Origin of the sequence: Variovorax paradoxus (genome assembly GCF_030811855.1) — a bacterium.
GTDB classification, from domain to species: Bacteria; Pseudomonadota; Gammaproteobacteria; order Burkholderiales; family Burkholderiaceae_C; genus Variovorax; species Variovorax paradoxus_L.
Window position 1 is genome coordinate 164,621 of record NZ_JAUSRN010000013.1, and the last position, 21,591, is coordinate 186,211.

The 21,591-nt window shown below is 64.0% G+C and carries 20 protein-coding genes and 1 other RNA gene; 16 read left to right on the top strand and 5 right to left on the bottom strand.

From position 1 onward, the window contains the following. Nucleotides 1-63: 63 nt before the first annotated feature. Nucleotides 64-654: a DUF2059 domain-containing protein gene (locus J2X92_RS22675; protein ID WP_093018375.1), complete on the bottom strand. Its 591-nt coding sequence runs from the start codon at nt 652-654 to the stop codon at nt 64-66. Further along, nucleotides 651-3,296, bottom strand: coding sequence for a DNA gyrase subunit A (gene gyrA / locus J2X92_RS22680; RefSeq protein WP_307578957.1), 2,646 nt, complete (start codon nt 3,294-3,296; stop codon nt 651-653). The genes J2X92_RS22675 and gyrA overlap by 4 nt, the downstream gene beginning before the upstream one ends. A gap of 225 nt (nt 3,297-3,521) precedes the next feature. On the opposite strand from gyrA, the gene ompA reads away from it, so the two are divergent. The 16 genes from ompA to ntrC all read left to right on the top strand — a co-directional run bounded on the left by ompA (nt 3,522) and on the right by ntrC (nt 19,945). Further along, complete coding sequence (gene ompA, locus J2X92_RS22685; RefSeq protein ID WP_307578959.1) at nt 3,522-4,178, top strand: outer membrane protein OmpA; 657 nt, start codon at nt 3,522-3,524, stop codon at nt 4,176-4,178. Between the two features lie 126 nt (nt 4,179-4,304). Then, on the top strand, nt 4,305-5,036 hold the full coding sequence (ubiG, locus tag J2X92_RS22690; protein WP_307578961.1) for a bifunctional 2-polyprenyl-6-hydroxyphenol methylase/3-demethylubiquinol 3-O-methyltransferase UbiG: 732 nt from the start codon (nt 4,305-4,307) through the stop codon (nt 5,034-5,036). Continuing rightward, a complete protein-coding gene (locus tag J2X92_RS22695) occupies nt 5,033-5,701 on the top strand; it encodes an HAD-IA family hydrolase (protein WP_307578963.1) in 669 nt (222 codons plus the stop codon). Before ubiG ends, J2X92_RS22695 begins: the two co-directional genes overlap by 4 nt. A gap of 12 nt (nt 5,702-5,713) precedes the next feature. Continuing rightward, nucleotides 5,714-6,098, top strand: a transfer-messenger RNA (tmRNA) gene (ssrA, locus tag J2X92_RS22700). A gap of 146 nt (nt 6,099-6,244) precedes the next feature. Next, nucleotides 6,245-7,840 (top strand): methyltransferase regulatory domain-containing protein, encoded by a 1,596-nt coding sequence (locus J2X92_RS22705; RefSeq protein ID WP_307578965.1) that lies wholly within the window; start codon nt 6,245-6,247, stop codon nt 7,838-7,840. A gap of 50 nt (nt 7,841-7,890) precedes the next feature. Next, nucleotides 7,891-9,627 carry a gamma-glutamyltransferase gene (gene ggt, locus J2X92_RS22710; RefSeq protein ID WP_307578967.1) on the top strand — a complete coding sequence of 579 codons (1,737 nt, stop codon included), beginning with the start codon at nt 7,891-7,893 and terminating at the stop codon, nt 9,625-9,627. A gap of 134 nt (nt 9,628-9,761) precedes the next feature. Beyond that, entirely contained in the window at nt 9,762-10,496 is a 735-nt protein-coding gene (locus J2X92_RS22715) for a pseudouridine synthase (protein WP_307578969.1), read from the top strand. Between the two features lie 79 nt (nt 10,497-10,575). Continuing rightward, on the top strand, nt 10,576-11,583 hold the full coding sequence (locus J2X92_RS22720; protein ID WP_307578971.1) for a YncE family protein: 1,008 nt from the start codon (nt 10,576-10,578) through the stop codon (nt 11,581-11,583). Further along, nucleotides 11,567-12,397, top strand: coding sequence for a polysaccharide deacetylase family protein (locus J2X92_RS22725; protein ID WP_373424871.1), 831 nt, complete (start codon nt 11,567-11,569; stop codon nt 12,395-12,397). Before J2X92_RS22720 ends, J2X92_RS22725 begins: the two co-directional genes overlap by 17 nt. A 10-nt stretch (nt 12,398-12,407) precedes the next feature. Further along, a complete protein-coding gene (locus tag J2X92_RS22730; protein WP_307578973.1) occupies nt 12,408-13,382 on the top strand; it encodes a sterol desaturase family protein in 975 nt (324 codons plus the stop codon). A 38-nt stretch (nt 13,383-13,420) separates the two neighbouring features. After that, the gene (locus J2X92_RS22735) at nt 13,421-14,296 is read left to right on the top strand and encodes an EI24 domain-containing protein (protein ID WP_307578975.1); all 876 of its coding nucleotides are present in this window, start codon (nt 13,421-13,423) and stop codon (nt 14,294-14,296) included. After that, nucleotides 14,293-15,093 carry a competence/damage-inducible protein A gene (locus tag J2X92_RS22740; RefSeq protein ID WP_307578977.1) on the top strand — a complete coding sequence of 267 codons (801 nt, stop codon included), beginning with the start codon at nt 14,293-14,295 and terminating at the stop codon, nt 15,091-15,093. The genes J2X92_RS22735 and J2X92_RS22740 overlap by 4 nt, the downstream gene beginning before the upstream one ends. Nucleotides 15,094-15,239: 146 nt before the next feature. Next, nucleotides 15,240-16,655, top strand: a complete 1,416-nt coding sequence (gene glnA, locus J2X92_RS22745; RefSeq protein ID WP_012746775.1) for a type I glutamate--ammonia ligase — start codon at nt 15,240-15,242, stop codon at nt 16,653-16,655. A gap of 143 nt (nt 16,656-16,798) precedes the next feature. Further along, a complete protein-coding gene (locus J2X92_RS22750) occupies nt 16,799-17,308 on the top strand; it encodes a hypothetical protein (protein ID WP_307578979.1) in 510 nt (169 codons plus the stop codon). A 4-nt stretch (nt 17,309-17,312) separates the two neighbouring features. Further along, the gene (gene glnL, locus J2X92_RS22755; protein WP_307578981.1) at nt 17,313-18,392 is read left to right on the top strand and encodes a nitrogen regulation protein NR(II); all 1,080 of its coding nucleotides are present in this window, start codon (nt 17,313-17,315) and stop codon (nt 18,390-18,392) included. Between the two features lie 23 nt (nt 18,393-18,415). Continuing rightward, the gene (gene ntrC, locus J2X92_RS22760) at nt 18,416-19,945 is read left to right on the top strand and encodes a nitrogen regulation protein NR(I) (protein ID WP_307578983.1); all 1,530 of its coding nucleotides are present in this window, start codon (nt 18,416-18,418) and stop codon (nt 19,943-19,945) included. A 31-nt stretch (nt 19,946-19,976) separates the two neighbouring features. Here ntrC and J2X92_RS22765 read toward each other — a convergent pair whose 3' ends face one another. The 3 genes from J2X92_RS22765 to J2X92_RS22775 all read right to left on the bottom strand — a co-directional run. Then, nucleotides 19,977-20,492 (bottom strand): hypothetical protein, encoded by a 516-nt coding sequence (locus tag J2X92_RS22765; protein ID WP_373424872.1) that lies wholly within the window; start codon nt 20,490-20,492, stop codon nt 19,977-19,979. Next, nucleotides 20,492-21,277 carry an exodeoxyribonuclease III gene (xth, locus tag J2X92_RS22770; RefSeq protein ID WP_307578988.1) on the bottom strand — a complete coding sequence of 262 codons (786 nt, stop codon included), beginning with the start codon at nt 21,275-21,277 and terminating at the stop codon, nt 20,492-20,494. Before xth ends, J2X92_RS22765 begins: the two co-directional genes overlap by 1 nt. A 119-nt stretch (nt 21,278-21,396) precedes the next feature. After that, on the bottom strand, nt 21,397-21,591 hold a 195-nt coding region (locus J2X92_RS22775), incomplete at its 5' end, for an aldehyde dehydrogenase family protein (RefSeq protein ID WP_307574720.1).

Sequence of the window (21,591 nt, forward strand, 5' to 3'; positions counted from 1 at the left end):
GGACCTGCGGAAAAGTTGTACGGGCGTGTGCCGACGGGCTTGGGCTGCTGCTGTTGTGTCACGTCACTTCTTGGCGGGAGCCTTGGCTGGGGCCTTGGCGGGAGCGGCGCCTTGTTGCGAGCCGCCGGTCGGAGCACCCAGCGCCTTGGCCACGTTTTCGTCGAGTGCGCGCATCTTGGGTTCGATGGTTCCGCGCGTTTCGGTCACGAGCTTTTCGGTCAGGGCGGTCTGCATCTTCGGATTCAGGTCCTGGTACTTCTTGCTGAGCGGCGAGTTGATCCAGGCCAGCAGTTGCTTGAGTTCTTCTTCGCTGAAGTTCTGCTCGAGCAGCGGGGTGAGGGCGCCTGGTGCCAGCTGCACGGCCTTGTCGCGCACGATCGGATAGGCCTCGTCGAAGTACTTCTTCAGTTCGGCGTCGGCGGCCTTGGCAGCCGACTCGCGCTTGGCTTCGGGCACTTGCGTTTGCAGGTACTGCGAACCAGCCTGCGCGATGGGCGCGCTCGATTGCTCGACCAGTCCGCGTGCGAGGGATTCGATGCCGGGGCGTTGCACGTCCACGAACTGCTTGATAAGCGCGGCTTTGTCCTGCGCCATGGCGGCCATCGAGCTGCCAGCCAGGGCGACAGTCAGAAGTGCGAGCTTGAATTTTTTCACTGAGGGTTCTCCGTTGAAGATGTGGAAGTATCGTCTGCGCCCGGCTCGGTCTCGCCGTTGGCGTCGTTTTCGACGATTCGCTGTAGCCCGCTGAGTTTGGCGCCTTCGTCGAGCCCGATCAGCGTGACGCCTTGCGTCGCGCGACCCAGTTCACGAATCTCGGCAACCCGGGTGCGCACTAGCACGCCCTTGTCGGTGATGAGCATGATCTCATCGTCCGCATGCACGAGGGTGGCGGCAACGACTTTGCCGTTGCGCTCGCTCTGTTGAATCGCAATCATGCCTTTGGTTCCCCGGCCATGACGGGTGTACTCGGTAATGCTTGTGCGCTTTCCGTAACCATTTTCGGTGGCGGTGAGCACGCTTTGCTGCTCGTCCTCGGCCACCAGCATGGCAATTACGCCTTGGCCCGGGTCGAGCGACATGCCGCGCACGCCGCGAGCATTGCGCCCCAGCGGACGCACGTCCTCTTCGTCGAAGCGCACCGCCTTGCCGCCGTCGCTGAACAGCATCACGTCGTGCTTGCCGTCGGTGAGGGCGGCGCCGATGAGGTAGTCGCCCTCATCGAGGTTGACTGCGATGATGCCGCCCTTGCGGGGGTTGTTGAATTCGTCGAGCGTGGTCTTCTTGACCGTGCCCATGGAGGTGGCCATGAACACATACTGGTCGGCCGGGAAGTTGCGCTTCTCGCCGGTCAGGGCAAGTGCCACATTGATCTTCTCGCCTTCCTGCAGCGGGAACATGTTGACGATCGGGCGGCCGCGCGATCCGCGCGATCCCGCCGGCACTTCCCACACCTTGAGCCAGTAGAGCCGGCCGCGGTTGGAAAAGCACAGGATGTAGTCGTGCGTGTTGGCAATGAAGAGCTGGTCGATCCAGTCGTCTTCCTTGGTGACCGTGGCCTGCTTGCCGCGCCCGCCGCGTTTTTGCGCCCGGTATTCGTGGAGCGGCTGGCTCTTGATGTAGCCGCTGTGCGAGAGCGTCACCACCATGTCGGTCGGGGTGATCAGGTCTTCGGTCGAGAGATCGAAAGCGCTGTGCTCGACCAGGCTGCGGCGCGCGCCGAGCTTCGATTGGCCGAACTCCTGCTTGATGGTGCCGAGTTCGTCACCGATGATGACCGAAACACGCTCGGGCTTGGCCAGGATGTCGAGCAGGTCGTCGATCTCTGCCATGACTTCCTTGTACTCGGCAACGATCTTGTCCTGCTCGAGACCGGTCAGGCGCTGCAGGCGCATCTGAAGGATTTCTTGGGCCTGGGTTTCCGACAGGCGATAGAGACCGTCCGAACCCATGCCGAACTCGCGCTCCAGGCCCTCGGGGCGGTAGTCGTCGGCATTGACCACGCCGCCATCGGCGCGTGAACGCGTGAGCATTTCGCGCACCAGCTTGCTGTCCCAGCTGCGGGTCATCAGTTCGGCCTTGGCGACCGGCGGCGTCGGGGCGTTGCGGATGATCGAAATGAAATCGTCGATGTTGGCCAGCGCCACCGCGAGGCCTTCGAGTACGTGGCCGCGTTCTCGGGCCTTGCGCAGGGTGAAGACGGTGCGGCGCGTGACCACTTCGCGGCGGTGCTGCAGGAAGACCTGGATCAGGTCCTTCAGATTGCACAGCTTGGGCTGGCCATCGACCAGCGCCACCATGTTGATGCCGAAGGTGTCTTGCAGCTGCGTCTGCTTATAGAGGTTGTTGAGCACCACCTCGGGCACTTCGCCGCGCTTGAGCTCGATCACCAGGCGCATACCCGACTTGTCAGACTCGTCCTGGATGTGGCTGATGCCTTCGATCTTCTTTTCGTGCACCAGCTCGGCCATGCGCTCCTGCAGCGTCTTCTTGTTGACCTGGTAGGGGAGCTCGTCGACGATGATCGCCTGGCGCTGGCCACGGTCGATGTCCTCGAAGTGGCACTTGGCGCGCATCACGACCTTGCCGCGGCCCGTGCGGTAGCCGTCCCGGACGCCATTGATGCCGTAAATGATGCCGGCGGTGGGGAAGTCGGGCGCCGGCACGATTTCCATCAACTCGTCGATGGAGGCCTCCGGATTGCGCAGCAAGTGCAGGCAGGCGTCCACCACTTCATTGAGATTGTGCGGTGGAATATTGGTGGCCATGCCCACTGCAATACCGCCGGAGCCATTCACCAGCAAATTGGGCAGTTTGCTCGGCAAGACCTTGGGCTCTTTTTCCGAACCGTCGTAATTGTCTTGGAAATCGACAGTTTCCTTGTCGATATCGCCCAGCATTTCGTGCGCAATTTTGGCGAGCCGGATTTCCGTATACCGCATTGCGGCCGCGTTGTCTCCGTCGACCGACCCGAAGTTGCCTTGGCCGTCGACCAGCATATGACGCATGGAAAAGTCCTGCGCCAGCCGCACGATGGTGTCGTAGACCGACTGGTCACCGTGCGGGTGGTACTTACCGATCACGTCGCCCACGATACGGGCGGACTTCTTGTAGGCCCGGTTCCAGTCGTTGTTGAGCTCGTGCATGGCGTACAGCACTCGCCGGTGCACCGGCTTGAGGCCGTCGCGCGCATCGGGAAGCGCCCGGCCAACGATCACGCTCATGGCGTAATCGAGATAGCTGCTGCGCATTTCCTCTTCGAGACTAATGGGCAGGGTTTCTTTGGCGAAGGAGGTCATTGAGCGAGAGGCTGGCGGCAGGAAGGCGAAATTTTACGCTGTGAGGGGTGTCGCACCGCCGCAACAGAAGGCGGCTATTCCGCCTCCGTCCTACGCTTCCGGGCCGTCCAGCGGCCTGTTTGCCAAAGACCCTATGGCACAATCGCCTCAACGTTTTGGGTGGTGGTCACTTAAAGCGTCCTTGATTCGCAGCGCGGCTGCGGCTTTTTCCCCAAGAGGAGAACCATGAAGAAACTGAATAAAGTGGCGATGATGTTTGCAGTCGCTGCGCTCGCCACTGCCGCCGGCGCGCAGACCCGTGTCACCGCTGCGAATGGCGGTCCTACGATCGACAACTGGCAGAACGGCACCGGCGAACTGGTTTGGAAGAACGGCACCAATGAACTGTGCTGGCGCGATGCCAACTGGACGCCGGCTACCGCCGCCGCCGGTTGCGACGGTGCCCTGGTCGCCGCAGCACCTGCTGCAGTTATCCCGACTCCTACTGCACCGGCCGCTCCCGCGCCCGCACCGCAAGTCGCTGCTTCGAAGGTTACCTTCGCTGCTGACGCATTCTTCGACTTCGACAAGTCGGTTCTGAAGCCTGAAGGTCGCGCTAAGCTGACCGACCTGGTCTCGAAGATCCGTGACGTCAACCTCGAAGTCATCATCGCTGTGGGCCACACCGACTCCATCGGTTCGGACGCCTACAACCAGCGTCTGTCGGTGCGCCGCGCCGAAGCCGTCAAGGCCTTCCTGGTCTCGAAGGGCATCGAACGCAACCGCGTCTACACCGAAGGCAAGGGCGAGAAGCAGCCTGTGGCTGACAACAAGACCAAGGAAGGCCGCGCCAAGAACCGCCGCGTGGAAATCGAAGTGGTCGGCACCCGCGCCAACAAGTGATTCGATTGAATCGCTAAAACAAACCCCGCCTCGGCGGGGTTTTTTTATGCCTTTCCAATTCCTTTCGGACAAGGGGCAAGCGCCTCGCGGCCTTCATCGGCCCGTTCTCCGTTTCATAATCGCGTCATGACAGATAACGTGAATGCCGATCCGGCGGAACTCGCCAAGTTTTCGGAGCTTGCCCATCGCTGGTGGGATTTGGACAGCGAATTTCGTCCGCTCCATGAAATCAATCCGTTGAGGTTGGAATGGATTGACGGAATTGCGCCCATTTCGCAGCGCAAGGTGCTCGATATCGGTTGCGGCGGAGGCATCCTCGCCGATTCGATGGCCCGAAAAGGCGCCGACGTGCTTGGGATCGACCTGGCAAGCAAGGCGCTGAAGGTTGCGAGGCTGCACGCGCTCGAAGCCGGCACCAGCGGCGTCAAATACCGTGAAATCAGCGCCGAGGCGCTCGCAGCGGAGGCACCTGGCAGTTTCGATGTCGTGACTTGCATGGAAATGCTCGAGCACGTGCCCGAGCCCGCGTCGATCGTCAAGGCTTGCGCCACGCTCGTGAAGCCCGGCGGCTGGGTGTTCTTCTCGACGATCAACCGCAACCTCAAGTCTTTCATGCTGGCCATCGTCGGCGCCGAATACGTGCTGGGCATGCTTCCACGCGGCACGCACGAGTACGCCAAGCTGATTCGGCCCAGCGAACTGGCGGCACACTGCCGCGTAGCGGGCCTCGACCTCAGGCACACGCGGGGGATGGAGCACAACCCGTTGACGCGCCGGTATTGGCTCAGCGGCGACACCAGCGTCAATTACATGTTCGCCACGCAGAAGCCGGCCCTCGCGACGGGTTTGTCGGCGTGACGGCCACCGCAATCAAGGCCGTGCTGTTCGATCTGGACGGCACGCTGATCGACAGCGCGCCCGATCTGGGCGCCGCCGCCGACAAGATGCGCACCGATCGCGGCCTCGAGTCATACCCGCTGGAGCGCTATCGGTTCATGGCTGGCGCCGGGGCTCGGGGCATGCTCGGCGTGGCTTTTGGCATCACGCCCGACGCACCGGAGTTTCCCGAACTACGTGAAGAGTTCTTCGTCACCTACGAGAACCGGATGCTGCTCAATACGCAGGTGTTCGACGGGGTGCAGGCGCTCATCGACGCGATTTGTGCACGCGGACTGGCGTGGGGCGTGGTCACCAACAAGTCGGCCCGTTTCACCGATCCGCTGACACGCGCGATTCCGCTTTTCAGCAGCGCCGGCGCCATCGTGAGCGGTGACACGACGCCTTTCTCCAAGCCCCATCCCGAACCCCTGCATGAAGCAGCGCGGCGGCTTGGAATTCCGTCCAGCGCCTGCATCTACGTGGGAGACGACGAACGCGACATCATCGCGGGGCGCGCTGCGGGCATGCGGACGATTGCTGCTACCTATGGTTACATGGGGCCTCAGGCCGATGCGACCCTCTGGGAGGCCGACGCCGCAATTACTTCGCCCCTGGAGCTCTTGCAATACCTCAACCCGGCCTAAAATGGTGAGCTTGGGGCTGCACTGGTTTCGACGTGGGTTCGGAATCGCAGCGGGGCATGTCGAGCTGAATGCGCTCGTAAAACAGATTCAAACAAACTAACTGCAAACGACGAACGTTTCGCACTCGCTGCTTAATTGCCAGTGAGCCTTGCAACAGTTGGCCGATGGGCTGGGCAAGGGGGTCTGGAGCAATCCTGACCTCCCGGCTGCAAGGATAATTACATGGGCTGGCTCCGATCCGGGTACCTTGGGTCGGGGCGAGAAAATAGGGTGCTGGCGTCCGGTTTAGCGTGTGACTGCGCGACTTCGGAAGCGAGACTTAAATCAGATCACTAAACATGTAGAACTGCGCGAAGAAGGCTTGCGGACGGGGGTTCAAATCCCCCCAGCTCCACCATCCAGCACAAAAAAGCCAACCGCTTGCCGGTTGGCTTTTTTTTGGTCTGACGCACGGCTATAGTCAGCGGGCGCTGTCACGCCACAACGGCTCCGCGTCTCGCAAGGGGCGCGGCTGCCCGCCTCGATCCGCAATAAAAGGACGCCGTGCCCGATTCACTGACTTCGACGCTCACGAGCTATTACGACGCGGTGCCCTATGAATCGCACCCGTTCCCGCAAACGGCGGTCGAGCATCTCGAAGCCATCGCGTTCCTGTTCGGCCTCCGGACGCCTGCTCCCGCCCGGGCGAGGGTGCTGGAGCTTGGCTGCGCCGCAGGCGGCAACCTGATTCCGTTCGCCGCTCGCCATCCAGAGGCCAGTGCCCTCGGCCTCGACTTGTCGAAGGTCCAGGTGGAGCAGGGTGCACGTGCGATTTCCCGCGCGTCATTGCCGAATATGGAGCTGCGGGTGTTCGACCTCGCCGAGGTCGATGCATCGTTCGGCCAGTTCGACTACATCGTCTGCCACGGGGTCTACAGCTGGGTGCCGGGTCCGGTGCAGGATGCGATTCTCCACATCTGCAGCGAGAACCTTGCGCCGGACGGCGTCGCCTACGTCAGCTACAACGTGTACCCGGGCTGGAAGGCGAGGGAGATCGTGCGCGACGCGATGATCCTGCGCGGCGGCCCGCGAGATACTCCGCAAGAGCAGTTGTCCTATGCACGCGGCATGCTCGAGTTTCTGGAGCAGTCGGCCCGTTCGGACAGCGTTCTCAAGAAAACGCTCGAAGAGACGATGCCGATTGTGCGCAGTGCCAGCAGCTACTACCTGCTGCACGAATTCCTCGAGCCCTGCAACGCACCTTGCTATTTCAAGGAGTTTGCCGCGCGCGCCGAAGCGAATGGGCTTACCTACCTCGCGGATGCAGAGCCTTCGACCATGTTCGTGCAGAACTATGGCGAAAAGGTTCGTGAGCCGCTGCTGCGCGAGTGCGGCGGAAGCCAGGTGCTGATGGAACAGTACCTCGACTTTCTCGTCAATCGCACCTTTCGCCAGACCTTGCTGGTCAAACAGGGCCGCGGCGGCGACATCCGCTACCGGCTCGACCACGACCGCATTCGCGGACTTGAATTCGCCGGTGTGTTCGCGGCGGCGGACGGCGGCGCTCTGACCCTCGATACGCGCGAGCAGCCGTGCAGGGCGCTGCGCAATCTCACGGTGACGCTGCGCCTGCCGGTGCACAAGGCCTTGGCGCAGGTGCTCGATTCCCGCTACCCGGCCAGCACGTCGTTCGAGGCGCTGGTCGCCGCGGTGGTGTCTGTCACGGGTGAGGCGCGCACGTCCGTCGAGCCGCACGTGCTGTCGATGCTCGAAGAACTGCTTATTCTTGGCGCCGTGCGTATGCGGCGCGGGCCAGTGCAGGTCGCCACCGAGATATCGGCGTGCCCGCGTGCCCTGCAGTCGGTTCGAACCGCATCCGGTCTCGCGTTGTCGGCCGGAAACTCGGCCAGTGTCTGCAACCAATGGCACGATTCCGTGGAACTCACCGCGCTCGAGCGTTGCCTGTTGCCGCTGCTCGATGGTGCGCATTCGCACGAGATGCTGGCCGACCACCTGGTGGGCGAGGTGCTTGCCGATCGCCTGAGATTCGTTCAGAACGACAAGCCGCTGACCGAAACTTCGGCCATCAAGGAACTCGCGCTGAAGCATGTGGCGCTTGGCTTGAACGACTTGCGGCGCAAGGCGCTACTGGTCGCATGACGCGGTCTATCTCCTTTCATCATCATCCAACTCAACGAGGGACTTTCTCCATGCAGCAACTCCACTGGACTCCAACATTGCGCGCCGCGGTGGCGGCCGCGCTCGTCCTGGCGGGCGCAAGTGCTTCCAATGCCGCCTCGCAGGCGCCGGTCGCGGCCGAACACGGCATGGTAGTGAGTGCGCAGCACCTGGCCACCAAGGTGGGCGTCGATGTGCTCAAGCGCGGCGGCAACGCGGTCGATGCGGCGGTGGCCGTGGGCTATGCGCTGGCCGTGGTGTACCCGGCGGCGGGCAATCTTGGCGGCGGCGGCTTCATGACCGTGCAGCTGGCCGACGGCCGCAAGACTTTTCTCGACTTCCGCGAGAAGGCACCTCTGGCTGCAACGGCCAACATGTACCTCGACAAGGACGGCAACGTCATCAAGGGCCTGAGCACCAACGGCCACTTGGCCGTGGGCGTGCCCGGCTCCGTGTCGGGCATGGAATACGCGCGCGAGAAATACGGCACCATGAAGCGCGCCGACCTGATCGCCCCCTCGATCCAGCTGGCCGAGAAAGGCTTTGCGCTGGAGCAGGGCGACATCGACATGCTGCGCACCGCCACCAACGACTTCAAGAAAGACCCGGTTTCCGGCGCGATCTTCCTGAACAAGGGCGAGCCCTTCGCGGTCGGCCAGAAGCTGGTGCAGAAAGACCTCGCCAAGACGCTGCGCGCCGTCAGCGCCAAGGGTGTGGACGGCTTCTACAAGGGCTGGGTCGGGCAGGCCATCGTGGCGTCGAGCCAGGCCGGCAAGGGCATCATCACCCAGGCCGACCTGGACCAATACAAGACGCGCGAACTGGCGCCGGTCGAATGCGACTACCGCGGGTATCGCGTGGTGTCGGCGCCGCCGCCGAGCTCGGGTGGCGTGATCATCTGCGAGATGCTCAACATCCTCGAAGGCTATCCTCTCAAGGACCTGGGCTTTCGCTCGGCCGAGTCGGTGCACTACCAGATCGAGGCCATGCGCCACGCCTACGTCGACCGCAACAGCTACCTGGGCGATCCGGACTTCGTGAAGAACCCGCTCGACCGCCTGCTCGACAAGGGCTACGCCGAGAAGATCCGCGCCGCCATCGATCCCAAGAAGGCCGGCGTCTCCAAGGACATCAAGCCCGGCGTCGCGCCGCACGAAGGCAGCAACACCACCCACTACTCGATCACCGACCAGCAGGGAAATGCGGTCTCGGTCACCTACACGCTCAACGACTGGTTCGGCGCCAAGGTCACAGCCGACAAGACCGGCGTGCTGCTGAACAACGAGATGGATGACTTCACCGCCAAGATCGGCGTGCCCAACATGTACGGCCTGGTGCAGGGTGAAGCCAATGCCATTGCCCCGGGCAAGCGGCCGCTCAGCTCGATGAGCCCGACCATCGTCTCGAAGGACGGCAAGCCGGTGTTCGTGGTCGGCACGCCTGGCGGCAGCCGCATCATCACCGCGGTGCTGCACACCATCCTGAACGTGGTCGACTACGGCATGAACGTGCAGGAAGCCGTCGATGCGCCGCGCTTCCACCAGCAATGGCTGCCCGACGTCACCAACGTCGAAACCTTTGCGCTGAGCCCCGACACCCGCAAGATCCTGACCGACATGGGCCACAACCTGGGTGTGCCGCAGCCAGCCAACCACCTGGCGGCGATCATCGTCGGCGCGCCGTCGCTGGGCGGCAAGCCGGTCGGTGCCAATCGCTTCTACGGCGCCAACGACCCCCGCCGCAACACCGGGTTGGCACTCGGCTACTGAATTACCAATACCCCGGCTCAGCTTTTTTCGCATGCGCGGAACACCGTGGAACCGGCTTTGCCGGGCCCACTGGTGTTGCCCCCGGCAGGGGGTGGGCGCAGCGACACGAAGTGCGCGAAGCCTGGGGGCGAGCCATGCACCTTCAAGACATTCTTTATTCCCAGGGCTTCGGCACGCGGCGCGTGTGCGCGGGGCTGATCCAGCAAGGCCTCGTGACCATCGCGGGCAAGGTCGTGAACGACCCGTTCGCCGACCTCGACCCCGAAGGCCTCCTTTTCACGGTCCAGGGCACCGAGTGGGCGTACCACGAGAAGGCCTACCTGATGCTGCACAAGCCGGCGGGTACCGAGTGCTCGCAAAAGCCCTCGACCTACCCGAGCATCTACACGCTCTTGCCGTCCCCGCTGCGGCTGCGGCCCAACAAGGGCGCGGTGCAGGGCGTGCAGGCCATCGGCCGGCTCGACCAGGACACGACCGGGCTGTTGTTGCTGACCGACGACGGCCAGTTCATCCACCGGATGGGCTCCCCCAAGCACCACGTGCCCAAGGTGTACGAGGTCACGGCCAAGCATCCGGTCGACGAGGCGCAAATGGCCAAGCTGCTGGCCGGCGTTGTGCTCGACGACGATCCGAAGCCCGTGCGCGCAGCCGCTTGCGAATCGGACAGTCCCTTGCACCTGCGGCTGACGCTCACCGAGGGCAAATACCACCAGGTCAAGCGCATGCTGGCCGCGGTCGGCAACCGGGTCGAGGGGTTGCACCGCTCGCGCATCGGCCAGCTGCCGCTGCCCGCAGACCTCGCGCCCGGCCAATGGCGATGGCTCACCGCCGAACAGGTTGCCGCACTGCGTGAAAAAACACCGGCTTGAGGCCACCAGGGACCCGGCGGTCAGCCAGCCGTTAGGTCGGGACGTTGATAATCGACAGCACTCTTCCGGAACTTTTCCCTTGCGATCCCTTGCCCGACCGAACGGCCGCATTGCGGCCTTCCTGTTTTCCTGCGTGACGGTCTGGGCGGCGCAAGCCGCCACCGCTGCGCCACCCGAAGCCCCGCCGATTTTCGTGCTCAATTCGCTGGATGCCAGCGTCAGCGTGATCAACCCCGCCGACTGGTCCGAAAAGCAGCGCATCGCCACCGGCAAGGAGCCGCACCACATCTACATGACGCCGGACGAAAAGTCGGTCATCGTGGCCAATTCGGCGGGCGATTCGCTCACTTTCCTCAACCCCAAAACCGCCGAAGTGCAGCGCGTGGTTTACGGCATCATCGATCCGTACCAGCTGCAGTTCTCGCGCGACATGAAGTGGTTCGTCACGGCCGGCAACCGGCTCAACCACGTCGACGTCTACCGCTGGGACGGCAAGGACCTGAAGCTCGCCAAACGCATTGCCACCGGCAAGACGCCCAGCCACATCTGGATCGACGCCACCAGCACCATCGCCTACGTGACCATGCAGGACAGCGACGAGCTCATCGCCGTCGACCTGCCCACGCAGACCATCCGCTGGCGCATGGCCACCGGCCCCATGCCGGCCGACATCTTCGGCGTGCACGGCGACAAGACCCTGCTGGTGGGCCTCACTGGCAGCGACGGCGTGCAGGTCTTCGACGTGGCGGGCGTTGAGCCCAAGCTGGTCGGCAAGATCCCGACCGGCAAGGGCGCGCACGCCTTCCGCGCGGCCGGCGACGGCAAGAGCGTCTTCGTGAGCAACCGGGTGGCCAACACCATCAGCCGGATCGACCTGGCGACGCTCAAGGTCAGCGCAACCTACCCCGTGCCGGGCGGCCCCGACTGCATGGACGTGTCGGCCGATGGCAAGACCCTTTACGTTACCTCGCGCTGGGCCAAGAAGCTCAGCGTGGTCGACCTGGCGACCCAGAAGGTCGTGCGCCAGGTCAATGTCGGCCGTTCGCCGCACGGCGTCTGGACGCTGGACCATGCGAAAAGAATCTGAGCGGGCGGGTTCGATCCGGCTCCGCGGGCTGTCCGGCATCGTCTTCGCAGTCGCATGCGCAGCCATGCCGAGTGCCTGGGCGCAGCAAGGCGCGACCTGCGAAAAGCCGGTCTACCTGACCTTCGACACCGGTCACATGGGCGTTGCTCCGCTGGTGGCCGACGTGCTCAAGCGCCAGAACGTCCGCGTCACCTTCTTTGCTGCCGCCGAGCGCACGCAGACCGACGGCGACAGCCTCGACAGCCAATGGGCGCCGTGGTGGAAGGCGAGAGCGGCCGAGGGCAATGAGTTCGCTTCCCACACGTACGACCATGCGTACTGGCGCGGCGATCTCAAGGGCGTCGAGCCGGGCTTTCGCATCAAGCCATCGGCGGGCACGTTCGCGGGCCGCGAGTTCACCTGGAGCGCGGCCGAGTACTGCGCCAACATCGGCAAAGCGTCCGAGCGGCTGGCGCTCATCACCGGGAAGAAGCCACTGCCGCTGTTCCGTGCACCGGGCGGCAAGACCTCGCCCCGGCTGCTCGCGGCAGCCAAGGCCTGCGGCTTCGAACACGTGGGCTGGGCGCCTGCCGGGTTCCTTGGCGACGAGCTGCCGAGCGAGAAATTCAGCAACGAGAAGCTCTTGGCACAGGCGCTGGAGAACATTCGCCCCGGCGACATTCTGGTCGCGCACCTGGGCATCTGGTCGCGAAAGGACCCGTGGGCGCCGGCCAATCTCGAGCCCCTGATCGTCGGGCTCAAGGCCAAGGGCTTCTGCTTCGAGACCCTGCGCCAGCATCCGCAATACCGCGCCTGGATCGCGTCACATCCCTGAGGCCGCTGTCGTGATCGATTGGTTGACGGACGCATTTTCGGCGCTGCAGGCCTGGTTCTTCGAGGCGGTGGTCCAGCCCCTGGTCTTTGCGGTCGGCCTTGGTGGATGGACGGAAGACGCCTTCGACGCCACCGGCTGGCTGCTGGTCGGGCTGATTCAGGTGGTGGTGCTGCTCGCGGTCATCGGTCCGCTGCAGCGCTGGCGAGCCGTCGAGCCGGTCACCGATCGCCGCGCCATTCGCATCGACGTTCTCTACACGCTGATCCACCGCCTGGGCGTCTTCAGGCTGGCGATGTTCTTCACGCTCGAGCCCCTGTTCGACGAAGCCATCGGGAGCCTGCGCACCGCGGGCTTTGGCACCTTTCACCTCGACGAAGTCTGGCCCGGCGTAACTGACGTGCCATGGGTCGCGTTTGCGATCTACCTCGTGGTGCTCGACTTTGTCGGCTACTGGATCCACCGGGGCCAGCACCAGTTCAACTGGTGGTGGGGCCTGCATTCGCTGCACCATTCGCAGCGCCAGATGACCATGTGGAGCGACGACCGCAACCACCTGCTCGACGACATCGTGCACGACACGCTGATCGTCATCGTCGCGCAGCTGATCGGCGTGGCACCCGGGCAATTCATCGCCTTCGTGGCCTTTACGCAGCTCAGCGAAAGCCTGCAGCATGCGAACCTGAAGCTCGCTTTCGGCGCCCTCGGCGAGCGGCTGTGGATCAGCCCGCGCTTTCACAGGCTGCACCACAGCATCGGTCTGGGCCATGAATCGCGTGGCGCCCACACCTTGGGCGGGCACAACTTCGGCGTGCTGCTGCCGTGGTGGGACATGCTCTTTCGCACAGCCAATTTCGAAGAGCGCTACGACCCGACCGGCATCCGCGATCAGGTCGAGCCCGGCCCTGACGGAAGGCTGCGCGACTACGGCAGCGGCTTCTGGGCTCAGCAGTGGCTCGGCTTCAAGCGAATGGTCGGCCGCGGCTGATCGGCCGCCTACACCGAGCCGGTTATCCTTCGCACCCAATGCGCCTGCTCCTCGACTCTTTCTGGCGCGCGGTCGCCTATTGCATGCTGCCGCGCGTGATCGTGCTGTCGCTGCTGCCCCTGGGCCTGATGGTGCTGCTGGCCGCAGGGTTCGGCTATTTCTTCTGGGACGCCACGGTGGCATGGACGCGCGACGCGCTCGACGCCTGGCCCCTGCTGTCGAGCTTCTGGGGCTGGATCGGGCGCCTTTTTTCGGGCGACGCCACTGCCGTGCTGGCGCCCCTGGTGGTCGTGGTGGCCGCAACGCCGTTGATCGTGGTGGTTTCGCTCCTGATCGTGGCCGGTTTCATGGCACCGCCCCTTACGGCACTGGTGGCGCAGCGCCGCTTTCCCGTGCTCGAGCGCAAGAAGGGCGCATCTTTTTTCGGCGGTGTGGCGCGCTCGCTTGGCGTGACGGTGCTGGCGCTGGTGGCGCTCGTGGTCTCGATGCCGCTGTGGCTCATTCCGCCGCTGGTACTCGTGCTGCCGCCGCTGATCTGGGGCTGGCTCACCTACCGTGTGATGAGCTTCGATGCGCTTGCCGAACACGCAAGTCCCGAAGAGCGGGCCGCCATTTTGCGCACCCATCGGCTGCCGCTTCTGTGCATCGGCGTGCTGTGCGGGTACCTCGGGGCCGCACCCAGCATCGTCTGGGCCTCGGGCCTCTTGTTTGCCGCCGCCTTCTTCGTGCTGGTGCCCCTCGCCATCTGGATCTACACGCTGGTGTTTGCCTTTTCGGCACTCTGGTTCGGCCACTACTGCCTCGATGCCCTGGCGCAGTTGCGCGCAAAACGCGGCGCCGCTGCTGCTCCCCCGGAAGGCTCGCCAGCCATCGAGGCCGACCAGGCCGTTCTTTCACAGTGGAAATCCCCATGACCTGCGCATTCGGACTGATCGTCGTCGGCGATGAAATTCTCTCGGGCAAGCGTGCCGACAAGCACATGCCCAAGGTCATCGAACTGCTCGCCGCGCGCGGCCTGCAGCTTGGCTGGGCCGAATACGTGGGCGACGTGCCAACGCGCATCACGGCCGCCCTCGGCCGGGCCTTTGCCTCGGGCGACATCGTTTTTTCGACCGGCGGCATCGGCGCCACGCCGGACGACCACACCCGCCAATGCGCCGCTGCGGCGCTGCGCGTGCCGCTCGAATTGCACCCCGAGGCCGAACTGCTGATCCGCGAGCGCATGCAGGACACCGCGCGCGAGCAGGGCGTTGCCTACGAGCCGGACCGGCCGGACAACATCCACCGCCTCAACATGGGCGTGTTTCCGCAGGGCGCGACGATCATCCGGAACCCCTACAACAAGATCCCGGGCTTCAGCATCGATCACGTCCATTTCGTGCCCGGCTTTCCGGTGATGGCGTGGCCCATGATCGAATCGGTGCTCGACGAGCGCTACGCACACATGTTCACCAGCGGCCAGTCGGCTGAAAAATCGGTCATCGTCTTCGGCACCATGGAAGCCACGCTCACGCCGCTGATGCAGGCCATCGAAGCGGCGCACGCAGGCATCAAGGTGTTCAGCCTGCCCAGCGTCGACCATCCCGAGTACGGCCGCCACATTGAACTCGGCGTCAAGGGCGACCCTGCCTGCCTGGACGCCGCCTACGCGCAACTGATCGAGGGCCTGCACGCCTATGATGCGAAGCTTGGCCCGGAATTGGTGCGCTAGTTTTCTGTGCACCAAATCAGTGATTTTTCGCCTTTTTTTGGGGTTTGCGGCGCTTGCTGGAGCCTCTTCCGGAGAGGCGACAATGGCACAGAAACTGCATCCTTCGTCCCTGTATTCCTAACCACCATCCAACTCAGGAGAAACTGATGGCAAAGACCGTCGCCGATGTACTCAAGCTCGTCAAGGAAAACGAGGTCAAGTTCATCGACTTCCGCTTCACCGACACCCGCGGCAAAGAGCAGCACGTGACCGTGCCCGTCTCGGCTTTCGATGAAGACAAATTCACCTCGGGCCATGCTTTCGACGGCTCGTCCATCGCTGGCTGGAAGGGAATCGAAGCCTCGGACATGCAGCTCATGCCCGACCCCAACACCGCCAACATCGATCCCTTCTTCGAAGAAACGACGCTGATCCTGACCTGCGACGTGATCGACCCCGCCGACGGCAAGGCCTACGAGCGCGATCCGCGCTCGCTCGCCAAGCGCGCAGAGGCCTACATGAAGGCTTCGGGCCTGGGCGACACCGCTTACTTCGGTCCGGAACCTGAATTCTTCGTGTTCGACGGCGTTCGCTGGAAGAACGACATGTCGGGCTGCTTCGTCAAGATCGACTCCGAAGAAGCTTCGTGGAACACCGACAAGGAATACGAGCACGGCAACACGGGTCACCGTCCGGCCGTCAAGGGCGGCTACTTCCCGGTTCCCCCGGTCGACAGCTTCCAGGACATGCGCTCGGAAATGTGCCTGGTGCTCGAATCGCTCGGCATCCCGGTCGAAGTGCATCACCATGAAGTGGCCAATGCGGGCCAGATGGAACTCGGCACCAAGTTCAGCACGCTGGTCCAGCGCGCTGACTGGGTCCAGCTGCAGAAGTACGTGATCCACAACGTGGCCCACGCCTATGGCAAAACCGCCACCTTCATGCCCAAGCCCATCGTCGGCGACAACGGCTCCGGCATGCACGTGCACCAGTCGGTCTGGAAGGACGGCAAGAACCTGTTCGCCGGCGACGGCTATGCAGGCCTCTCGGACTTCGCGCTGCACTACATCGGCGGCATCATCAAGCACGCCCGTGCCCTGAACGCCATCACGAACCCCGGCACCAACAGCTACAAGCGCCTGGTGCCCGGCTTCGAAGCCCCGGTGAAGCTGGCCTACTCGGCCAAGAACCGCTCGGCTTCGATCCGCATTCCGTTCGTGGCCAACCCCAAGGGCCGCCGCGTGGAAGCGCGCTTCCCCGATCCGCTGATGAACCCGTACCTCGGTTTCGCGGCGCTCCTGATGGCCGGTCTCGACGGCGTGGAAAACAAGATCCATCCGGGCGAAGCCGCCAGCAAGGACCTGTACCACCTGCCGCCGGAAGAAGACGCGCTGATCCCGACCGTGTGCCACAGCCTCGACCAGGCTCTGGAATACCTCGACAAGGACCGTGCGTTCCTGACCAAGGGCGGCGTGTTCACCGATGCCTACATCGACGCGTACATCGAGCTCAAGATGCAGGAAGTCACGCGCTTCCGCATGGCGACCCACCCGGTCGAATTCGACATGTACTACTCACTCTAAATCGGTGGGCGCAAGCCCCTGACGGTTAAGTAAGACAAAAAGGACGGCTGCGGCCGTCCTTTTTCGTTGACGCGGAACATCTTGTCACCGATGGCGTCGAATTGCAGGAAAATGCGCCTTTGTCGCGCCATCCACCGATTCTCATGAAGACTGCTTCCCTCATTTTCCTGGCTGGTTCATTGTTGGCTGTCGCCTTGCCGGCGTCGGCTCAGGAGCGCGTGTGGCGCTGCGGCAATGAATACACCAACAATGCAACCGTGGCGCAGCAAAAAGGCTGCAAGGTCCTGGAAGGTGGCAACGTCACCGTCGTGCAGGGCACCAAGCCTTCGGGCGGCGGTTCCGCGAGCAGCGGTTCCGGGCAGGCCGCGGCGCGTGCGCCGGCTGGCAGCCCGCGTGTCGAAGGCGTCGACCAGCGCGCCCGCGATGGCGAAGCCCGCTCGGTGCTCGAGTCCGAGCTGAAGAAGGCCGAAGCCCGCCAGGCGGAGCTGCAGAAGGAATACAACAACGGCGAGCCCGAAAAGCAGGGCAGCGAAGGCCGCAACTACCAAAAATACCTCGATCGCGTGGCTGAAATGAAAGCCGAGCTGGCACGCAACGAGAGCGACATCGCGGGCATCCGCCGCGAACTCGGCCGCCTGCCGGCCAAGCAGTAAAGCCATGGTGTTCGGGAAGAAGGCGACTGGCGCCGGCCTGCGCTTCCAGTCCTTCGACCTGTTGTCGACGCTGATTGCCGTGGTCAGTACGAACGGTTCGGTGCTGTTTGCCAACGCGGCGCTCGAAGACGCGCTGGGCACGTCGCGCCGCACGCTCGAGGGCTCTCAGTTCGGTGCCTGCTTTCATGAGCCGCACGTGCTGCGCACCGCCATCGACGGCGCGCGCAGCAACGACTTCGCCACGCTGCGCTACGAGGCGTTCTTGCGCCGGGTCAATCACGAGCTGATGCCGGTGCAGGTCACGCTCGCACAGGGCGACAAGACGGGCGAGCTCATCATCGAGATGTCGCCGCTCGAGCAGCAGGTGCGCCAGGACCGAGAGGAACGCCTGCTCGACCAGGCGCAGGCCAACAAGGAACTCATCCGCAACCTCGCGCACGAAATCAAGAACCCGCTGGGCGGTATTCGCGGCGCGGCGCAGTTGCTGCAGATGGAGGTCGAGTCGCGCGACCTCATCGAATACACGCAAGTCATCATCCATGAAGCCGATCGGCTGCAGACGCTGGTCGACCGGCTGCTGGCGCCGCACCGGCGCCCGCACGTGGTGGGCGACGTGAACATCCACGAAGTGTGCGAGCGCGTGCGCTCGGTCATCCTTGCGGAATTTCCGCGCGACCTGCACATCGAGCGCGATTTCGACCCGTCGATTCCCGAGTTTCGCGGCGACCGCGAGCAACTCATCCAGGCCACGCTCAACATCGTCCACAACGCCGCGCAGGCCCTGGTCGAGCGCCGTGCCGCAGGCGACGCGCAGATCACTTTCAGGACCCGTATCGCCCGGCAAGTGATATTCAACAAGCAGTGGTATCGATTGGCACTGGAATTGCATGTCATCGACAATGGACCGGGTGTGCCGGACACGATCAAGGACCGCATCTTCTATCCGCTCGTATCGGGCCGGGAAGGCGGGACAGGGCTTGGATTGACTCTCGCACAAACCTTTGTGCAACAGCATCACGGCGTGATCGAGTGCGACAGCGTCCCGGGCCGAACCGATTTCAAGATACTGATACCGCTGCCCTAGCAGCCACGGCAACAAGGAGATGCATGAAGCCGATCTGGATAGTTGATGACGACCAATCGATCCGCTTCGTGCTGGAGAAGGCCTTGCTGCGTGAAGACTTGCCCACGCGCAGTTTCACCAACACGCGCGAGGTGCTGGCCGCGCTCGAACTCGCCGAAGACGACGAGCAGCAGGGCCCCCAGGTCCTGGTGAGCGACATTCGCATGCCCGGCGGCTCCGGGCTCGACCTGCTCGACAAGATCAAGGCCAAGCACCCCGGCCTGCCGGTCATCATCATGACCGCGTTCTCCGACCTCGACAGCGCCGTGTCGGCGTTCCAGGGCGGGGCCTTCGAATACCTGCCCAAACCCTTCGACCTGCCGCGCGCCGTCGAGCTCATTCGCCGCGCCGTCGACGAAAGCCAGCGCGAGGAAGTCGCGGAGGAGCGCATGGTCGCCGCGCCAGAAATGCTGGGCCAGGCGCCCGCCATGCAGGACGTGTTCCGCGCCATCGGCCGCCTTTCGCAAAGCAACGTCACGGTGCTCATCACCGGCGAATCGGGCTCGGGCAAGGAACTGGTGGCCCGCGCGCTGCACAAGCATTCGCCGCGCGCCAACGGCCCGTTCGTGGCCATCAACACCGCGGCCATCCCCAAGGACCTGCTCGAGAGCGAACTGTTCGGCCACGAGCGCGGCGCCTTCACCGGCGCGCAAACGATGCGGCGCGGCCGCTTCGAACAAGCCGAGGGCGGCACGCTCTTTCTCGACGAAATCGGCGACATGCCGTTCGATCTGCAGACGCGCCTTTTGCGCGTGCTGAGCGACGGGCATTTCTACCGCGTGGGCGGCCACAACTCGGTCAAGGCCAACGTGCGCGTCATCGCGGCCACCCACCAGGACCTGGAGCAGCGCGTCAAGCTCGGCGGCTTCCGCGAAGACCTGTTCCACCGCCTCAACGTGATCCGCTTGCGGCTGCCGGCCCTGCGCGAGCGCGGCGAGGACGTGCCCGCTCTCACGCGCCACTTCCTGCAGGTGAGCGCGCGCCAGCTCGGCGTCGAGCCCAAGCGCATCTCCGACGCTGCATTGGCCAAGCTCGCGGCCTTCAGCTTCCCAGGCAACGTGCGCCAGCTGGAGAACATCTGCCACTGGCTGACCGTGATGGCCCCGGCGCAACTCATCGAAGCCAAGGACCTGCCGCCCGAAGTCATGGCCGCGGCAGGCGGCCCTCCGGGACAAGCGACCGAGGCAAGCGGTGCCGCAATGCCCGCGCAACCCGCACCGCAGCTCTCACCGTCGATCCCTGAGCGCGAAACGGCCCCCGCGGGTGCCCCTTCAGAGCCCACCGAAGGGCTCGTCGGCGCAAGCAGCTGGGAAAGCGGCCTCGAGATCGAAGCCCAGGCGCTGCTCGCAGCCGGCCGCACCGACGTCTGGGACGTGCTCTCCCGCCGCTTCGAATCGCGCCTGATCCTCACCGCCCTCGCCAACACCCGCGGCCGCCGCATCGAAGCCGCCCAGAAGCTGGGCATCGGCCGCAACACCATCACCCGGAAGATCCAGGAGTTGGGGATCGAGTAAAGCCGCCGCGCGACGACTGGGGGCGAGCTAGTTACCGGCTTCGCTGCCCTAGCGTCAGCGAATCGAGCTGGAAGTTCCCGCTCTTGTCCCAGAGCCACGTGTCGACGTACGTATGCCCGCCCAGGCGCCCGGGGCTCGGCAGCGGCGACGCCGCCTTGATGAGTTCCGCAATCTTCGGCGGCACCTCGGGTGCATGGCTTGGCACGCGGCTGAACGTCACGTTCTTCACGTTGCCGTTGGCGTCCAGATCGGTCTCGACCACCACCACCGCATAGACCAGCGGAGGAATCTTCCCCTTGTAGATGCGCTGCGGATAGGCGTTGTAGATCTGGCGTGCACCGGTCTTGCGATACGCCCGCACAGCGGGAGTCTGCGCGGTGATCAGGCGAACGGTAGGGACATCGGCTCTGGGGCTGGCCACCTCGTCGGGTGCAGAAGAAGGGCCCGGCTTGCCGTCGCCGGGCTTTTCCGCCGGTTTGAGCGCCGAACAGGCGGCAAGCGCCAGTGCGGCCGCAAGGGTTGCGAGTGTGCGTATGTTCATGGTCATCAGGCGCCTTGGTCGAGTTCCAGCACCACGGGGGCGTGGTCACTTGGTTTTTCCCACTTGCGCGGCACGCGGTCAATGATGCAACCCCTGGCGCGCGGCACCAGGGGCTCGCTCACCAGGATGTGATCGATCCGCAGGCCGCGGTTCTTCTGGTAGCCGAGCATCCGGTAGTCCCACCACGAGTAGCTCTTCTCAGGCTGCTCGAAGAGGCGAAAACTGTCCGCAAGGCCCAGCTGGAGCAGCGCCTTGAAATGCTCGCGCTCCTCGGTGGTGTGGTGGATGGTTTCGGCCAGGCCGATCGGGTCGTAGCTGTCGCGATCTTCCGGCGTGATGTTGAAATCGCCGACCAGAACCAGATTCGGATGCGCCGCCATTTCGGCGCGCAGCCATTCGCGCAAGGCGCGCAGCCATCCCATCTTGTATTCGAACTTCTCGGTGCCGGGCGCCTGGCCGTTGACGAAGTAGCCATTCACGACCCGCAGCGGGCCCGACGGTGTTTCGATGGTGGCGGCAATCACTCGCGACTGGTCGTCGGTAAAGCCGCCGATGTTCCTGGCCACGTCATGCATCGGCGCCAGGCTCAGGATGGCCACGCCGTTATAGGTTTTCTGGCCGAACACGGCCGCCTCGTAACCGGCCGACTTGAGCACGTCGAGCGGGAACTTGTCGTCGCTCATCTTGAGCTCCTGCAGGCACAGCACATCGACCGGATTGGCGATCAGCCAGTCGAGCACATGCTGCAGGCGTGCAGTGAGGGAGTTGACGTTCCAGGTGGCTATTTTCATGAAGATGCAAAGTGATGGCGATCGGCCGCGAAGGGACGCCAGCTTAGCAAAAGCACTCGAAAAACCTGGTTACACCCGCGCGGGGCACGCAGGCGGTGACTCTCCAGTCGCAATCCGCCTCAAGCCAACGTATACGCCGTCTTCACCGTGGTGAAGAACTCCTGCGCATACTTGCCCTGCTCGCGCGGCCCGTAGCTGGAACCCTTGCGCCCGCCAAAGGGCACGTGGTAGTCCACCCCCGCCGTGGGCAGGTTCACCATCACCATGCCCGCCTGGCTGTGGCGCTTGAAGTGCGTGGCGTGCTTCAGGCTGGT

What these genes read in the sequence shown, in the direction of transcription:
- ggt (WP_307578967.1), top strand. Translation starts at nt 7,891, where the DNA reads ATGCAGCAACTCCACTGGACTCCAACATTGCGCGCCGCGGTGGCGGCC.
- glnA (WP_012746775.1), top strand. Translation starts at nt 15,240, where the DNA reads ATGGCAAAGACCGTCGCCGATGTACTCAAGCTCGTCAAGGAAAACGAG.
- J2X92_RS22765 (WP_373424872.1), bottom strand. Translation starts at nt 20,492, where the DNA reads ATGACCATGAACATACGCACACTCGCAACCCTTGCGGCCGCACTGGCG.
- ubiG (WP_307578961.1), top strand. Translation starts at nt 4,305, where the DNA reads ATGACAGATAACGTGAATGCCGATCCGGCGGAACTCGCCAAGTTTTCG.
- J2X92_RS22735 (WP_307578975.1), top strand. Translation starts at nt 13,421, where the DNA reads ATGCGCCTGCTCCTCGACTCTTTCTGGCGCGCGGTCGCCTATTGCATG.
- J2X92_RS22740 (WP_307578977.1), top strand. Translation starts at nt 14,293, where the DNA reads ATGACCTGCGCATTCGGACTGATCGTCGTCGGCGATGAAATTCTCTCG.
- ntrC (WP_307578983.1), top strand. Translation starts at nt 18,416, where the DNA reads ATGAAGCCGATCTGGATAGTTGATGACGACCAATCGATCCGCTTCGTG.
- J2X92_RS22750 (WP_307578979.1), top strand. Translation starts at nt 16,799, where the DNA reads ATGAAGACTGCTTCCCTCATTTTCCTGGCTGGTTCATTGTTGGCTGTC.
- xth (WP_307578988.1), bottom strand. Translation starts at nt 21,277, where the DNA reads ATGAAAATAGCCACCTGGAACGTCAACTCCCTCACTGCACGCCTGCAG.
- gyrA (WP_307578957.1), bottom strand. Translation starts at nt 3,296, where the DNA reads ATGACCTCCTTCGCCAAAGAAACCCTGCCCATTAGTCTCGAAGAGGAA.
- J2X92_RS22725 (WP_373424871.1), top strand. Translation starts at nt 11,567, where the DNA reads ATGCGAAAAGAATCTGAGCGGGCGGGTTCGATCCGGCTCCGCGGGCTG.
- ompA (WP_307578959.1), top strand. Translation starts at nt 3,522, where the DNA reads ATGAAGAAACTGAATAAAGTGGCGATGATGTTTGCAGTCGCTGCGCTC.
- J2X92_RS22715 (WP_307578969.1), top strand. Translation starts at nt 9,762, where the DNA reads ATGCACCTTCAAGACATTCTTTATTCCCAGGGCTTCGGCACGCGGCGC.
- glnL (WP_307578981.1), top strand. Translation starts at nt 17,313, where the DNA reads ATGGTGTTCGGGAAGAAGGCGACTGGCGCCGGCCTGCGCTTCCAGTCC.